16 protein-coding genes and 2 pseudogenes are annotated in these 15,378 nt (G+C 69.4%); 9 read left to right on the top strand and 9 right to left on the bottom strand.

The genetic code is table 11. The features are described from left to right. Window positions 1-428 precede the first annotated feature (428 nt). From DRB96_RS23005 to DRB96_RS23030, 5 genes are all read left to right on the top strand, one after another. Window positions 429-3,350, top strand: coding sequence for a glycoside hydrolase family 48 protein (locus tag DRB96_RS23005; RefSeq protein WP_112450163.1), 2,922 nt, complete (start codon window positions 429-431; stop codon window positions 3,348-3,350). A gap of 97 nt (window positions 3,351-3,447) precedes the next feature. Continuing rightward, on the top strand, window positions 3,448-4,605 hold the full coding sequence (locus DRB96_RS23010) for a cellulose binding domain-containing protein (protein ID WP_112450164.1): 1,158 nt from the start codon (window positions 3,448-3,450) through the stop codon (window positions 4,603-4,605). Between the two features lie 109 nt (window positions 4,606-4,714). After that, entirely contained in the window at window positions 4,715-4,999 is a 285-nt protein-coding gene (locus DRB96_RS44850) for a hypothetical protein (RefSeq protein ID WP_112450165.1), read from the top strand. 239 nt (window positions 5,000-5,238) lie between these two features. Beyond that, a complete protein-coding gene (tal, locus tag DRB96_RS23020) occupies window positions 5,239-6,903 on the top strand; it encodes a transaldolase (RefSeq protein ID WP_112450166.1) in 1,665 nt (554 codons plus the stop codon). Between the two features lie 444 nt (window positions 6,904-7,347). After that, window positions 7,348-8,193, top strand: coding sequence for a peptide ligase PGM1-related protein (locus DRB96_RS23030; RefSeq protein ID WP_112450167.1), 846 nt, complete (start codon window positions 7,348-7,350; stop codon window positions 8,191-8,193). A gap of 69 nt (window positions 8,194-8,262) precedes the next feature. On the opposite strand, the gene DRB96_RS23035 is transcribed toward DRB96_RS23030, so the two are convergent. Together DRB96_RS23035 and DRB96_RS23040 are read right to left on the bottom strand one after the other, a co-directional pair. Beyond that, window positions 8,263-8,631 carry a PRC-barrel domain-containing protein gene (locus tag DRB96_RS23035; protein WP_112450168.1) on the bottom strand — a complete coding sequence of 123 codons (369 nt, stop codon included), beginning with the start codon at window positions 8,629-8,631 and terminating at the stop codon, window positions 8,263-8,265. A 368-nt stretch (window positions 8,632-8,999) separates the two neighbouring features. Beyond that, complete coding sequence (locus DRB96_RS23040) at window positions 9,000-9,161, bottom strand: hydrophobic protein (RefSeq protein WP_112453653.1); 162 nt, start codon at window positions 9,159-9,161, stop codon at window positions 9,000-9,002. Window positions 9,162-9,253: 92 nt separating this feature from the next. Between DRB96_RS23040 and DRB96_RS23045 the strand changes: the two genes are divergently transcribed. After that, window positions 9,254-9,409, top strand: coding sequence for a hypothetical protein (locus tag DRB96_RS23045; RefSeq protein ID WP_162688408.1), 156 nt, complete (start codon window positions 9,254-9,256; stop codon window positions 9,407-9,409). Here the strand turns inward: DRB96_RS23045 and DRB96_RS23050 are convergent. Continuing rightward, entirely contained in the window at window positions 9,373-9,954 is a 582-nt protein-coding gene (locus DRB96_RS23050; RefSeq protein ID WP_112450170.1) for a DUF2231 domain-containing protein, read from the bottom strand. The genes DRB96_RS23045 and DRB96_RS23050 overlap by 37 nt on opposite strands. 286 nt (window positions 9,955-10,240) lie before the next feature. On the opposite strand from DRB96_RS23050, the gene DRB96_RS23055 reads away from it, so the two are divergent. The 3 genes and pseudogenes from DRB96_RS23055 to DRB96_RS46330 all read left to right on the top strand — a co-directional run. Further along, window positions 10,241-10,654, top strand: a complete 414-nt coding sequence (locus tag DRB96_RS23055) for a phage holin family protein (protein WP_112450171.1) — start codon at window positions 10,241-10,243, stop codon at window positions 10,652-10,654. Further along, entirely contained in the window at window positions 10,651-11,130 is a 480-nt protein-coding gene (locus DRB96_RS23060; protein WP_112450172.1) for a DUF3618 domain-containing protein, read from the top strand. Before DRB96_RS23055 ends, DRB96_RS23060 begins: the two co-directional genes overlap by 4 nt. Before the next feature lie 8 nt (window positions 11,131-11,138). Next, window positions 11,139-11,243 (top strand): annotated as a pseudogene (locus DRB96_RS46330) (DUF4235 domain-containing protein); the annotation flags it as partial. Between the two features lie 193 nt (window positions 11,244-11,436). Here DRB96_RS46330 and DRB96_RS43150 read toward each other — a convergent pair. From DRB96_RS43150 to DRB96_RS23085, 6 genes and pseudogenes are all read right to left on the bottom strand, one after another. After that, window positions 11,437-11,601 carry a hypothetical protein gene (locus DRB96_RS43150; protein WP_162688690.1) on the bottom strand — a complete coding sequence of 55 codons (165 nt, stop codon included), beginning with the start codon at window positions 11,599-11,601 and terminating at the stop codon, window positions 11,437-11,439. A 42-nt stretch (window positions 11,602-11,643) separates the two neighbouring features. After that, complete coding sequence (locus DRB96_RS23065; RefSeq protein ID WP_112450173.1) at window positions 11,644-11,877, bottom strand: DUF6479 family protein; 234 nt, start codon at window positions 11,875-11,877, stop codon at window positions 11,644-11,646. 199 nt (window positions 11,878-12,076) lie between these two features. Next, window positions 12,077-12,520: pseudogene (locus tag DRB96_RS23070) on the bottom strand (SDR family oxidoreductase); the annotation flags it as partial. Between the two features lie 87 nt (window positions 12,521-12,607). After that, a complete protein-coding gene (locus DRB96_RS23075) occupies window positions 12,608-12,952 on the bottom strand; it encodes a hypothetical protein (RefSeq protein ID WP_162688691.1) in 345 nt (114 codons plus the stop codon). Between the two features lie 396 nt (window positions 12,953-13,348). Beyond that, a complete protein-coding gene (locus DRB96_RS23080) occupies window positions 13,349-13,972 on the bottom strand; it encodes an NAD(P)H-dependent oxidoreductase (RefSeq protein WP_112450175.1) in 624 nt (207 codons plus the stop codon). A gap of 128 nt (window positions 13,973-14,100) precedes the next feature. After that, window positions 14,101-15,312 carry an aromatic acid exporter family protein gene (locus tag DRB96_RS23085; RefSeq protein WP_112450176.1) on the bottom strand — a complete coding sequence of 404 codons (1,212 nt, stop codon included), beginning with the start codon at window positions 15,310-15,312 and terminating at the stop codon, window positions 14,101-14,103. Window positions 15,313-15,378 lie beyond the last annotated feature (66 nt).

A 15,378-nucleotide genomic window follows, 5' to 3' on the forward strand; every position in this document is an offset into this window, starting at 1 on the left:
GCAATGCCGCGGGCCGGTGGGGATTGCGGACGCCGGTCACATGAAGTGCGTTCGCCGGGTTCTGTGTGCCGGCGACCTTCTGGTCACTGCCCGGCAGGTGACGCCGTCGTGCAAGGTCAGCGCTGCTCCGCCGAGCAGCACTGACAGACGCGGGGCCGTCACATGGGCGAGCCCTCGTAGCAAGGTCGCGCTGTGACGGCACACCAACCGTGGAAGCGCTCCCACTTGCTTGGGCCAGACGGTAGCGGCAACTGCCGCCAAGCAAAAGAGGGGTTGAGTAAATTCCTCACGCAACTCTTTCGACTCTTCACGCGTCTTGACGGCACCTCGCCTCCTCTGCACAGTGGGAGCGCTCCCATTGGTTCAGAGCTTGTGCGCAGTCGTTCTTCCCATCCCCGTCTCCCCGAGCCGCGAGGAGAACCATCCGCATGTCGGCACATCCCCCACCCAGACCACGCGTCCGACGCAGCAGACTGCTGACCGCGTCGGCCACGGCCCTGTCCCTCTCCCTCCCCCTCACGGCCGTCGGCGCCACCACCGCCGCGGCCGCCGCGGTGCAGTGCAGCGTCGACTACAAGACCAACGACTGGGGCTCGGGCTTCACCGCCGAGCTCACCCTCACCAACCGGTCCGCCACCGCGCTCGACGGGTGGACGCTGACCTACGACTACACGGGCAACCAGCAGCTCACCAACGGCTGGAACGGCACCTGGACCCAGACCGGCAAGACCGTCAGAGTCGCGGCCCCGGACTGGAACAAGACCATCGCCGCGGGCGCGGCCGCCACGACCGGCGCCCAGTTCGCCTACAGCGGGACCAACGCCCCGCCCACCACCTTCGCCGTCAACGGCACCCCGTGCACCGGAGCCCACCAGCCTCCGGTCGCCGTCCTGACCAGCCCCACCGCGGGCGCGGTCTACACGGTGGGCACCGCCGTCCCACTCGCCGCCACCGCCGCCGCGGCCGACGGCGCCACCGTGGGCAAGGTGGAGTTCTACAGCGACACCACGCTCCTGGGCACGGACACCACGGCGCCCTTCACCTTCGCCGCCACCAGCCTCGCAGCCGGTTCCCACTCCCTCTACGCCAAGGCCTACGACAGCCTCGGCGCCTCGGCCGAGTCGGCGCCCGTCGGCATCACCGTCGCCGCGGGCGCAGCCCTCGTAGCCACCCCCGCGCAGCTCTCCGTACGCCGCGGGGAGACGGCAGCCTTCGACCTGAAGCTCTCCAAGCAGCCGTCCGCGAACGTCACGGTGGGCGTTGCCCGTACCTCGGGCAACACCGACCTCACCGCGACCCCCGCCGGGCTGACCTTCACCCCGGCGAACTGGAACACCGCCCAGAAAGTGACCGTCACCGCCGGCGCCACCGGCAGCGGCTCCGCCGTCTTCACCGCGACCGCCCCCGGCCATGCGGAAACCGAGGTGACGGTGGCCCAGCTGGGCGCCGACTCCACGTACGACGCCCGCTTCCTCGACCTCCACGGGAAGATCACCAACCCGGCCAACGGCTACTTCTCGCCCGAGGGAATCCCGTACCACTCCGTCGAGACGCTGATCGTCGAGGCCCCGGACCACGGGCACGAAACGACCTCGGAGGCCTACAGCTACCTGATCTGGCTGCAGGCGATGTACGGGAAGATCACCGGGGACTGGACCAAGTTCAACGGCGCGTGGGACATCATGGAGAAGTTCATGATCCCCACCCACGCCGACCAGCCGACGACCGGCTCCTACAACGCCGCCAAGCCCGCCACCTACGCCCCCGAGCACGACCTCCCCTCGCAGTACCCGGCCAAGCTCGACGGGACGGTCACCTCCGGCGTGGACCCGATCGCCGGCGAGCTGAAGAGCACGTACGGCACGGACGACATCTACGGCATGCACTGGCTCCAGGACGTCGACAACGTCTACGGCTTCGGCAACGAGCCCGGAAAGTGCTCCGCCGGACCGACCGCGACCGGACCCTCGTACATCAACACCTTCCAGCGCGGACCCGAGGAATCGGTCTGGGAGACCGTTCCGCACCCCACCTGCGACAAGTTCGCCTACGGCGGCAAGAACGGCTACCTCGACCTCTTCACCGGGGACGCCTCCTACGCCAAGCAGTGGAAGTTCACCAACGCCCCGGACGCCGACGCCCGCGCCATCCAGGCCGCCTACTGGGCCGACATCTGGGCCAAGGAACAAGGCAAGGGGACCCAGGTCACCGGGACCGTCTCCAAGGCGGCCAAGATGGGCGACTACCTGCGGTACTCCATGTTCGACAAGTACTTCAAGAAGGCCGGGAACTGTGTCGGCCCGACCGTCTGCCCCGCCGGCACCGGCAAGGACAGCGCGCACTACCTGATGTCCTGGTACTACGCCTGGGGCGGAGCCACCGACACCTCGGCCGCCTGGTCCTGGCGGATCGGCTCCAGCCACGCCCATGGCGGCTACCAGAACCCCCTCGCCGCCTACGCGCTCAGCGAGTACGCCCCGCTGAAGCCCAAGTCGGCGACCGGCTCGGCGGACTGGGCGACCAGCCTCGACCGGCAACTGGAGTTCTACCGCTGGCTCCAGTCCGACGAAGGCGCCATCGCGGGCGGCGCGACCAACAGCTGGCAGGGGCGCTACGCACAGCCCCCGGCCGGGACCCCCACCTTCCACGGCCTCTTCTACGACGAGAAGCCCGTCTACCAGGACCCGGCGTCCAACCAATGGTTCGGCTTCCAGGCCTGGTCCATGCAGCGGGTCGCCGAGCTCTACCAGCAGACAGGTGACGCCGCCGCCAAGACCGTGCTCGACAAGTGGGTCGGCTGGGCCCTGTCGAAGACCACGATCAACCCCGACGGCACCTACCGAATCCCCTCCACCCTCAAGTGGTCCGGTGCTCCCGACACTTGGAACGCGTCCGCTCCCGGCGCCAACGCGGGCCTGCACGTCACCGTCGCCGACTACACCGACGACGTGGGCGTGGCAGCCTCCTACGCCAATACCCTGACCCACTACGCCGCGAAGTCCGGCAACGCCGAGGCCAAGCGCGTCGCCAAGGCCCTGCTCGACGGCATGTGGGCCCACCACCAGGACCCCCTGGGCGTCGCCGTCCAGGAGACCCGCACCGACTACAGCCGCTTCAGCAACCCGGTGTACGTGCCCGGCACGTGGACCGGCAAGATGCCGAACGGCGACACGGTGAACTCCTCGTCCACCTTCGCCTCGATCCGCACCTTCTACCAGGACGACCCGGCCTGGCCGAAGATCGAGGCCTACCTCGCGGGCGGCGCCGCGCCCGCCTTCACCTACCACCGGTTCTGGGCCCAGGCGGACATCGCCCTGGCCATGGGCTCGTACGCGGAGCTGCTCGAGTAACAGCCCGCCCCGCCCGGAGACAGCTCCGCGTACGACGAGGCCGGGCAGCCCGCAAGGGCCTGCCCGGCCTCCCTCCCCCATCCGAAGAGGAATCCGCATGCGATCTTCACCGCACTATTCCCGCAGTGCGCGAAGCCTGCTGGGCGCGCTGCTCACCGCACTCGTTTCGATGGCCGCCCTGTTCACTGCTGCGTCGGTGGTGCAGGCCGACACCACGATCTGCGAGACGTTCGGAACGGCGACGATCCAGGGGCGCTACACCGTCCAGAACAACCGGTGGGGCACCAGCGAGAGTCAGTGCATCGCCGTCACCGACTCAGGATTCAAAGTCACCCGGGCCGACGGGTCGGTGCCGACCAACGGCGCCCCGAAGTCCTACCCGTCCGTGTACAACGGCTGCCACTACACCAACTGTTCGCCCGGCACCAACCTCCCCGCCCAACTCGGCGGCATCTCCACCGCGCCCTCCAGCATCTCGTACACCTACGTGAACGACGCGGCGTACAACGCCTCGTACGACATCTGGCTCGACCCCACCCCCCGTAAGGACGGCGTGAGCCGGACCGAGATCATGCTCTGGTTCAACAAGGTCGGATCTGTCCAGCCCATCGGCTCCCCGGCCGGCACCACCACCGTGGCCGGGCGCCAGTGGGAGGTGTGGTCCGGCAACAACGGCTCCAACGACGTGCTGTCGTTCGTCGCACCTTCGGCGATCACCAGCTGGACCTTCGACGTCATGGACTTCGTCCAGCAAGCCGTCTCCCGCGGGCTGGCGCAGAGCAGCTGGTACCTGACGAGCGTTCAGGCAGGATTCGAACCCTGGCAGAACGGCACGGGTCTCGCCGTGACTTCGTTCTCCTCGACGGTCAACCTGGGCTCTCCCGGTGACCCGGGCGGCCCCGGTGACCCGGGCGGTCCGGGCGGTCCGGGTGGTTCTTCGACCTGCAAGGTGGCGTACGCCACGAACGTCTGGCAGGGCGGCTTCACCAGCGACGTCACCGTCATCAACACCGGCTCCTCCAAGGTGAGCAACTGGACACTCGCGTTCACCCTGCCCTCCGGGCAGCAGGTCACCCATGCCTGGAACGCGAACGTCTCCCCGTCGCGAGGGGCGGTCACGGCCGGCAACGTGGGGTACAACGCGGAGATCGCCGCCGGTGGCCAGGCATCCTTCGGATTCCAGGGCACCTACAGCGGCACCTTCGCCAAGCCCTCCGCCTTCAGCCTGAACGGGAGCGCCTGCACCCTCGCGTGACACCCGGCACCCGTCTCCTGGGATTGCTGAGCGTGGCCTTCGCCGTCGTCTGGCCGACCACGCTCGTGCTGGCGGCGGTACTGCTCCGGGGCTGGTGCCGTCGCCACGGATGCGGCCTTCGGACCCGCTCGCGCCGTTCCCGCGGAAGGTGGACGGTGCTGATCGAGCTCACCGGTGTCCGGCGGGTCTGGGCGATGCGACGGTAGAGGCGCTGCTGACCGGCACCGCCGACCTGGAGCTCGACCGCGCCGTCCCATACGTAGCGGAGATGAAGGAAGCCCGCCGCACAGCCGGTCACCCCGACCGCAGCTCGCGGCCCGACAGCCCGCTCCAGCACGGCCCCGAAGCCGGCGGGGACGGACACGGAGATCACGGTGGCGCGGGGCAAGGCTGACGCGGCCGAGCCGACCCCTGACGACTGACGACATCGACCAGCTCCCGGCCGGCGGAACCACGGGGAGCCTTCGCAGGGGAGGGCGGATGCTGCGGTGGCAGTCGGTGCGTGATGACGAGTGTGGCGGGCAGACGCGCAGAAGCACGGTGCCGAAGGCCGCCGCTGACACGTTCGCCCCTCGTGCGAACTGCGTCATCAGCGTCAGCATCGGCGGCCCCGCACCCCTCTGGAGGTTTCACATGTCCGGTTCCGATGTCCCCGACCGGCTTGCCGCCCTGTCCGCCGCAGGCGTGTCGGTCTGGCTCGATGACCTGTCCCGTGAGCTTCTGGCCGATGGTGAGCTGAAGGTGCTGATCGCGGACAAGCACGTGGTGGGGGTGACGACGAACCCGACGATCTTCGCCTCCGCACTGTCCAAGGGGGACCGCTACGACCAGCAGCTGCGCCGTCTCGGCAGCGCAGGCACCAGCGTCGACGACGCGGTCTTTGCCCTCACCACCGACGACGTGCGTGACGCCTGCGAGGTCTTCGGGCCGGTCTACGAGCGCACCGGCGGCGTCGACGGCCGCGTGTCCATCGAGGTCGACCCGCGGCTGGCTCAGGACGCGGCCACGACGGCCGACCAGGCTCGGAAACTGTGGGAGGCGGTCGGGCGGCCGAATGTGTTCGTGAAGATCCCGGCCACTCGCAAGGGGCTGGAGGCGATCACCGACGTCGTCGCCCAGGGCATCAGCGTCAATGTCACGCTGATCTTCTCCTTGGATCGCTACCGCGAGGTGATGGACGCCTACCAGACCGGCCTGGAGCAGGCGCACGCCGCGGGGCGCGAGATCGCGGACATCCACTCGGTCGCTTCGTTCTTCGTCTCCCGCGTCGACACCGAAGTCGACCGCCGTCTCCAAGCCCTCGACACCCCCGGGGCCCGGGCGCTTCGGGGCAAGACCGCGATCGCCAACGCCCGCCTGGCGTTCCAGGCGTACGAGCAGATGCTCCTGGCGCCGCGCTGGCAGGTCCTCGCCGCGGCCGGAGCGCGCATGCAGCGGCCGCTGTGGGCGTCCACGGGGGTCAAGGACCCGGCCTATCCCGACACGATGTACGTCAGTGAACTCGTCGTCGCGGGCACCGTGAACACCATGCCGGGCGCCACGCTGGCCGCGTTCGCCGACCACGGCGCCCTTCCCGGGCCCCCGCCGGTGGCGGACGACTTCGCGGCCGCGGCCGCCCACTTCGAAGCACTGGAGCGGGCCGGCGTCGACTTCGCGGACGTCACCGACACGCTGGAGCGGGAAGGACTGGCCACGTTCGAGGCCAGCTGGAAGGAGCTCGGAGCGTCGGTGGCGCGCGAGATGCACTGCGAGGGCATCCGGGCCGGCGACGCAAGCGGGAGTGGGGACGGCGGCTCCGACCGTGCCGATCTGCTGGGCATCTACCTCAACGACCACTACGCCGCCGCCACCGGCGGCCTGGAGCTTTTCCGGCGGGCGGCGAAGGCGCACGCGGGCAAGGAGGACGGCGAAGTGCTGTCCGGGCTGGCCCGCAGGGTCGAGGAGGATCGGGACTCATTGGCCCAGATCATGACTGCTCTGGCGATATCCACCAGCCAGTCCAAGGCGGCCATGGGCTGGCTCGCGGAGAAGGCGGGTCGCCTCAAGCCCAACGGCCATGTCCTCTCCCGCTCCCCGCTCAGTGACGTCGTGGAAGCCGAGTCCATGCTCTTGGCGGTTCACGGCAAGGCAGCCGGCTGGCGGTCCTTGCGCGCTTTGGCCGAAACCGATGACCGTCTCTCCGTCAAGGAACTGGACGTCCTGCTGGAGCGCGCCGACCAGCAGGGCCGCCTCTTGGAGGAGCTGCGAGTCGCCGCAGCGACCCGCTCGCTCCACGCGCAGCCTTCCCACACGCGGTGATGGGAACGGACGAGGTCGTTCGCCGGAGGGCTGCGAACCCCTGAACCCGGCCGTAGCCAGGGGCCGTGACGAGGGCGTCCAGAGCCATTCTGGTGAGAGTCGGCTCGGACGTTGCGTCGGTCCTGTGCTGTCAACGACCGAGTCCCTCCGCACGTGTCGCGCTCGCTTCGGCTCACCCCTGACCCGGTTCCCCGTCCAGCGTCGCGAGTCCCTCCAGCCAGCGAGCCCGGCGTTCCGCACTGGTCTGGTCCCACCACGGGATGCCGCGTTCCCCGACGGCGACCTTTGCCGTGTGCACGCGGCGCCTGGCTTCGCGTTCTGCCTCCTCGTCGTGTGCCCGTAGGGCGGCGCCGACGGCACGCCGGGCCGCCATCAGGTGCGTACGGAGGCGCGGTCCATCCGTACCCCACGGTCGAGGCGGCCGAGGCCGCCCTGACGACGACCATGCTGCTCAACACGAAGATCGGCTTCCGCGAGACGGCCGGACGGCTGGGCATGCGGTTGCCGGCGGGGCGGACGTGCCGGCGCCCGGAGGTCGAAGGCCTGGTACGCGAGCTCCTGCGCGACCACGGGCGTGTCGTGGTGAAGCCCGACCGGTCGGCGGGAGGGCACGGGCTGCGCTTCGTGTCCCGCGAGGACCTGAGGGGCGGGGCGGTCCTGCGGCTCGATCCGGTCGGCGGGCCCGAGGGCCTGTGGGTGGTGGAGGAGTGCCTCGACGTGGCCGCGTCGGCCAGTGTCCAGCTGGAGGTCACCAGCGCCGGGCCACGCGTGGTCTTCAGCGGTGCGATGCGTACGGTGCGGGGCTCCTTCACGGGGTACGTCTCCCCGCTGCCGCCGTCCTGCGCGCATGTGGCCCGCGAGCTGGAGGAGTGGGGGACGGCCCTGGGCCGCCATCTGGCCGACCACGGCTATGCCGGGCCCTTCGGGCTCGACGCGCTGGTGGACACCGACGGCGTCGCGTACGCGAGCGAGAGCAACATCCGCCGTACGGCCACCACCACACCCCACAGCATGGTCGTCCGGCTGACTGGGGGATCGACCAACGCACGCCCGGCGTGGGCGGTGTCCAAGGGCTGGACCCCGAGTCCCATGGACTTCGACGAGGCGCTCGCCCGGCTGCGTGCTTCCCGCCTGGCGTTCGACCCGGAGCGGGGCGAGGGCGTGGTTCTCTACGCGGACGAGCCGCCCGACGGCCGTTCCTGGCGGTACGCGGTGATCGCCGGGAGCGCCGGCGACGTGGTCGAGCAGGAAGCCGCATTGGCTGAGGCCTTCGAATTCGAGGGCGGCTGACCTCACGACGACGCCGGTCCCGGCACCCAAGAGGGTGCCGGGACCGGCGTCGTCGTGAGGGGGAAGCGATCAGGCGGGGCGGCCGCCGAAGGGGGCGCCGGTGCCGTAGTACGTGCCCAGCTCCTCCCGGTATCCGGCGTCGCCGAGGTGCTTGTCGCGGTGGAACTCGGGGGCGTTCTTGATCTGTTCCTTGGTGCGGTCGACGAAGACCTTCTTGTCCTCGGGGTCGACCCGGACCACGGTGCTCGCCGGGAGCAGGACCTCCTTGCCGAAGATCCAGATGCCGGTGTCGACCACCAGGTAGGCGTCACCGACCTCGTCGGAGTGCTTGTCGACCTTGCCGATGCTGCCGTCGGTCGCCTCGACCTTGTATCCGGTCAGATCGGTGCCGGCCAGGTGGCCCGAGGTCGGCTGGTAACTCCACACATGCTCAGTCACGCGAAAAACAACTCCTCCGGTCAACGGGGGACGGCGCAAAGTGGATTCTCCGCCGATCCTCCTTGTTCCGTACGTCGTGCTCGGCGGTCGTACTGCGTTCCGCCTGGTCTTCGCCTGCCCTGTCTCTTCGACTTCACGCACCCGGATCCACATGCGGGACCGGGGGCGGCCGTCGGTCATGGGAGGTGAGCAGGTCCCCTGCCGCGTCACGGCGACCGTCCCGACTGAAATCGGGGTGCCCCCGATGTACGGCTTCATTACTCCGTTTTGGTGAAGGCCCGCCGACGACGACATGGCGGTGGCCGGTCACCCGGGAAGGGGTGACCGGCCACCGCCATGCAGTGTCGGAACTGCGCTTTGTCGTACGGCTACCAGCGATACCAGCGGCCACTACCGGTCTTGGGGCGGGCGACGAATCCGATCAGCCAAAGGACCAGGACCGCGATAGCCACCCACCAGAGAATCTTCACCGCGAAACCCGCGCCGAAGAGGATCAGGACCAGCAGAAGAACGAGAAGCAGGGGAACCATAGTTATCAACCTCCGAAACACCGTGTGCCCGACCGCACCCAAGACATGTATTCGATTCCCATGTGTTTCCGGTCCTGGTGGCCGGGAAAGAAATGCGCGCTCTGGACGCGCTTTCGAAGGCGCTGGAGACCACGGAGCGGGCCCGTGGCCACCTCTACGGGTTCCACCAGCTGACCGGGACCGCGGACTTCGAACTCGGCGACGCGCTCCCTCATGTCGCGGCGTGCGCTCCGACGGCCTGCCGGTAGGCCACGTGCCCACCCAGCGCACCGCTGACGGCCACGGCAGCCATCCCACCCAGGGCCCACAGCCGGCCCTTCGCGGAGCGGCCGCGGAGCCGCGCCGCCAGGGACGCGGTGTAGCAGGCCACCGCAGCCACGTTGGAGGCCGCGTGGGCCAGACCGACCCGGGCCTGCTTCGGCGGCAGATCCGCCCAGTCCGCCCAGCCGGCGACCGCTGCCGGGGCGACGCCCGCCAGCCCGACGGCGGTCAGGGTGGTCGTCGCGCGCTGCGCCCCGGGCACGAAGTCCAGTACCGAAGCCGACAGCCAGCAGCCGATGGGCACCTGCACGAGCACGGGGTGCAGGGGATGGCCCAATGGCCTGCCACGCAACAGATCGCGCATGCCACCCAGGGGGAGCGAGCGGATCCCCCGCTGCAGCACCCTGATGGCCGGATCGGCCACCGTCGTCCGCTCGAGCCGGTCCAGGGTCTTCAGCCAGCACGCCGAGGCGGTGTCGAGGGCCGCGGTCTGCCCAGCCGTGGGCGAGGTGTCGAGGGTGCGTGAGTTCATACACCACGCCTACCCGCTGCCACGCCGCGATCCCGCGCCGGCCCCGAGTGCACCCGAACGACAGGCCCACCCACGGCGGAGAGCTGCTCACCCGGGCGCCGACCTGATCCGGGCCGGCTTCTGCCCGCTGCTGCGCTGACGCGCACAGAGCTCCTGCTCATGGGGTGGGTGTTGCGGCGATGGCGGGGTAAGCGCGCCTCGACCACGGCATGCACATCTCAACGAGAGGATCCGCGATGACGGCTCGCTACGCAGCCCGGCACCAGCCCGCCCAGGGCTCTCGGCCATGAGCCCGACGCAGCAGCAGAGCCCAGTGGCAGAGGACTCGGCGGGAGCATTGGTCTCGCGCGCTTCCCGGCAGATCGCGGAGCTGGTCCGTGAAGAGATGCAGCTGGCCCGTGCGGAGATGACGGAGAAGGGCAAGCGCTACGGGACGGGCGGCGGTCTCTTCGCCGCGGCGGGCGTCCTGGGCCTCTTTGCCGCCCAGGCCCTGCTGGCCACGTGCATTGCCGCCCTCGCCTTGGTCCTGCCGGTATGGGTGGCAGCCCTCGCCATCTCCGGCGTGCTCGCGGCGGTGGCCACGGCGACCGCGCTGGTCGGGAAGCGCTGGATCACACAGGCCGGCGCCCCGATTCCCGAACAGACCCTGAACAGCGTCAAGGCCGACCTGGCCGAGGTCAAGGAGAAGGCACACCGATGAACGACCACTCTCGATCCGCACCCGGCACGCATTCCGAGACGCTCACCCCCGCGGAGTTGCGCGAGAAGGTCGAGCGCACTCGCGACGAACTCGGACAGACCGTGGAGGCGCTGGCCGCCAAGGCCGACGTCAAGGCCCGAACCAAGGAGAAGACCGCCGCCATGAAGCAGCAGACTGCCGAGAAGGCCTCCCTGATCGTCGACCAGATCCGCGAGAAGGCGGGGCAGGCCGCCCAGATGGTGAAGGACAAGACCCCCGACCCCGTCCTGGACAAGACTGCCCAGGCAGCTGCCCAGGTGTGGGGCAGCGCGAGCCGAGCCGGACAGTACGCGGCGGACAAGACCCCCCACCCGCTGTTGGAGAAGGCCGGCCAGGCCGCGACGGTTGCCCGGGTGAACCGCACTCCGCTCCTGATCGGCGGCGCTGTGATCATCGTGTTCGTCCTGGTGCGCCGTAGCCGCGCTCGTCGTCGGTGAAGGCAGCGATCCAGGCAGCGATCCAGGGAGCGATCTTCGCTGTGGTCAAGGCCCCGGTCGACCGGTCGGGCGCCGTGGTGGTACGCGGACTGACGGGCACGTGGCCGGGCTGAGTCACCGGCGGCGCCGGCCCTCTTCCGCGATCCGGCCGGCGCCGCCCTGACCGTCCGCACCCCGCTGACCGTATGGCCGCGAGGCGAATGACCTGGTATCGGCCCGCTCGAGCCTGGGGGCGGGCCGATCGTCCGGCCGGCGCTCAAGGGCGCCGGAACTCACGGCTCATGACGGTCAGTGGAGGCGCATGCTTCAGTCGATCTGGCCCTGGGTGATGACCTGTATCTCGTTGGTCTCCTCGTTACGTACCCGGTACACGGCATGGGGGCCCTCGTCGCGGACTTCCTCTATCCGCCCCTTCTGCAGGTCAGGCCGTCCATCGTGATAGCTGATGCGGTCGTTCTCCGTGTGCAACACATTGCCTCCGGTGAAGCCGTCGTGACGCGGCTTGCATCCGCGTCACGGTCGGGGATACTCCTGGTCCTTTTCATCGCGTGCATGCTCTTCCGGGGTCTGCCAGGAGTCCTCGCGGCGCTGCGCGGCGGGAGGCTGCTCGGCCGGCGGTGAATCCCGGCGTCTGCGTCGGCTCCCGTACCAGAACGCACCGATCAGAAGGACGACCAGGACCACTCCGGCAAACATGAGGAAGAGCGAGGCCTGGCCTTCGGCCGCGAGTGTTTCGATAGCAGTCATGAGCGGCGCCTACCCGCGATCCGCGGCCATAGCAGGCGTAGGGCGGGTTTATCTCTGACGGTGTGCGTGCGCGGCGTATTCCAGCGGGCGGCAAGGCGGTCGCGCATCTGTTCAAGCAGTTCGAGAAGGCCGGTGAATCGCTCATGCGGAGAAGCGGAACATCGCCGACAAGGCGACCTGCGCACTCGAGCGCGGCAGGTTAGGGGAGGGGTGTGCCACCGGTGGCGTTGACGATCTCCCCGGTGATGTAACTGGCTTGGGGTGAGGCCAGGAAGACGTAGGCGGGTGCCATCTCCGCCGGCTGGGCCGCTCGGCCCAGGGGCGACTGCTTGCCGAACTCCGTGACGTCGGGCATGGTCGCCGGGATCAACGGCGTCCAGACCGGCCCCGGGGCGACGGCGTTGACGCGGATGCCGCGCTCGGCGAGCATCTGCGCCAGCCCGTGGGTGAAGGAGATGATGGCGGACTTCGTCATCGCGTAGTCGAGCAGGTGGGGGCTGGGCTGGTAGCCCTGCACCGAAGCGGTGTTGATGATCGATCCGCCCCGCGGAATGTGGGCGAGGGCCGCGCGGGAGAGCCAGAACATCCCGTACAGGTTGGTCTTCATCACCCGGTCGAACTGCTCCGTGGTGATCGCCTCGATCTGCCTCCAGCACCGCAAAGTCTTCGATGAACACACGGCCTTCTCAACCACCGCGGAGCAGGCGCCGCAGGCAGCGTGAGGCGGTGATCAGCTGGCCTGAGTTGTCTCCTCAGCGAAGTCAAGGCACGTACGCCGTGCTGGGGGGCGCCAAATGAACGCGTCTGCGATCTCGGAGCGAAGAGGGTGGACCTGCCAGTGGCCCGTGATGTCCTGCCAGTGCTCGATCACGGCGTCGCGGTCGCTTCCCTCCCTCATCCGGTTGTAGACGAGGTCGAACTCGTAGACACGACCCCCGTCTGACAGAACGACACCAGTCTCCGACTCGGGGCCGTCAGGAAAGAGGTAGACGAGGACTGCGGTGGAGATGGTCAGCCCGCGCTCGCCGAGTAGCTCTCGTAGACGTGCCCACGGGCTGAACGGGCTCGCCCACATCAGTCGAGTGCAGTTGACAAACATCGACGATCTTCGACTGCTAGGCGGGTGCCCGTAGAGCAAGGAGGCCAGGGGCCCCCAGGCTTCATACAGGTCCGCCGAGATCAGCGCGTCACGGTGCACCTGTCCGCATGCAGATTCAGGTGCGAAGGCCGGGGAGTCCCGGAAGGGCGCAGCCACTGCCCGGGAGCGGGACTGTTGGCCGTGATGAGACGACTCGTGTCGGAGTCGGCCAGGGGGCTTACGAGGCATGGGCCTTTCGGATGGTCATGCCTCGTATCTTGCCATGTCAACATCCCTCTTCGGGCAGCCCAAGCGTGCTTCGCAACGTCAACTTGACGCACAGCTTCGTGAGGTGTCTCCGGTCTCCGGGGGCAGGCGAGGGCGGGCCGTGGGTCAGCTCGCCGGGTAGGGGGCCGCCTTGAGGCAGCGGGCGAGGTGGGCGGTGTTCGCGGCGAGAGTGGCCGTCGTGCCGGCCGTCTTCTCCGGTGTCTTCTCGAGGTCCTGGTAGTCGGTGCCCTGCATCGCCTCTCCGACCCAGTAGGTGACGGCGTTCGGCGCGAGTGAGAAGCCGACGTCGTTGAGGCCCTGGAAGAGATCGGCGCTGACCTTGTGCGCGCCGTCCTCGTTGCCGACCACGCAGACCGCGGCGACCTTGCCGTAGGTGAGCATGCGGCCCTCGTCGTCCGTCTCGGAGATCTCGGCGTCCAGGCGCTCCAGGACCCGCTGGGCGATGCTGGAGGCGTGGCCGAGCCAGATCGGCGTCGACAGGATCAGGATGTCGCAGCCCAGGATCGTGTCCCGGATCTCCGGCCACGCGTCCCCGTCGCCCATGTCGGTCTTCACACCGGGCTTCACGTCGTGGTCGGCGATCCGGATCGTCTTGCCCGTGACGCCGTGCTCGGAGAGGGCGGCCATGGTTTGTTCGGCCAGCAGCTGGGAGCTGGACGGGGCGGGGGAGGGCGAGAGGGTGCAGACGAGCGCGACAGCACGGAGCGGAGTGTTCTTCTGGGGGTCCATGGTGCTCGGCTACCCCCGCACCCCGCTTTGATGTGGCAAGCGGTCCCATTCATCCCTTTTGCTGTCCGGGGGTGTGTCGGCGCTCAAGGCTTCAGGGCCCTCGTTTGCCTCAGCGGCTGACGTCTCCCTCATTCCGCCTGCCCCGTCCCCGCCGACACGGCACGCGGGGCCACGTCGAATCGAGGATCCCAGGTCCTGGCGAGGCTTTGCCGGCCCGAGCGGAGATCGGCCAGGAGGCGCCCGGCATCCGTGAGGAGCGTGCCCTGCAGGGCGTGTACGGCTGGGGAGGCTTCCGGGGCGGTCCGTTCGTGCTGTTGCACCAGGTCGAGCGCTGCGGCTGCTTCGTCGATCCTCGTGTCGAGGAGGTCCGGATCGGTGGGGGACACCCGCCCGATCTCCTCCACGGCGGTGGCCACGGCACGCAGGACTGCGCTGAACCCGGGCCGGAAAGCGGCCGGGAGATTCCCGAATTCCCCGCTGTCGATGGCGTAGTCCAAGGTTCGCGTCATGGAGCGCAGATGGTCCATGCTGCGTTCGGCGACGGTGATCGCTTCCCGAGCGCGGGGGAGGGCTTGGCCGGCGCCGCTGACGGTCCGGCGCGGGTTCATGCGGCCGTTCTCGATCTCGGCTTCGATGCCGTGGCGAATGCGCTCGGATTCGGCGGAGAGCCTGCGCCAGTCGCGGCGCCACTGGCGCAGGTGGTCCCGGTCGGGATCGTTCGCTTCGAAGGTCTCGGCGAGGTCGTTGAGGCGCTGGGCCATGGTGGTGTAGAGGGCGGTGACGGCTTGCTGCCTGTGGTCGGTGTGCCGGGCGGGCGCGAGGACGAGGTGGGCGGCGAGGCCGCAGAGCGCGCCGATGCCGACGGACGCGACCAGGTGGCCGATGTAGCCGATCTGTCCCTGGCCTGAGGAGAACGCGAAGAAGCCGACGATGGTGACCTGGGTGCCCTGCTGCCCCAGGCGCCGGGTCCTGCCGATGCAGAGTGCGATCAGGGTGAGCACGCCGAAGGTCCATCCGTGGATGCCGGCCACGGCCGCCAGGGTGGCGGCGAGCGTGGCTCCCGCCGCCATCGCCAGCACGTACTGCAGGCAGTCGCGGACGGACCGGTACACGGTGGCCTGCAGTGCCACCAGCGCGGTGAACGGCGCGAACGTCGAAACCGCCGGCGGTAGCAGGTAGCGCGCCAGGACCCAGGCCGCCATCGCAGCGACCACGGTCTTGGCCCCGAGCACGACCTCGTCCCGCTCGCTCCCGGCTCCCCGCACCGCGCGGCGCGGATAGGCGACCCGCTCCGTGGCCGCCGACCGGATCTTTCGCGCCGCATCCACCCGTCCGGGCAAGATCGACCACCTCCGGTGCGCGCCTGCCCCGCCGACCGCGCCCGACGCTCGGATCAACGTCACAAA

The organism is Streptomyces sp. ICC1 (genome assembly GCF_003287935.1).
GTDB lineage: Bacteria > Actinomycetota > Actinomycetes > Streptomycetales > Streptomycetaceae > Streptomyces > Streptomyces tritrimontium.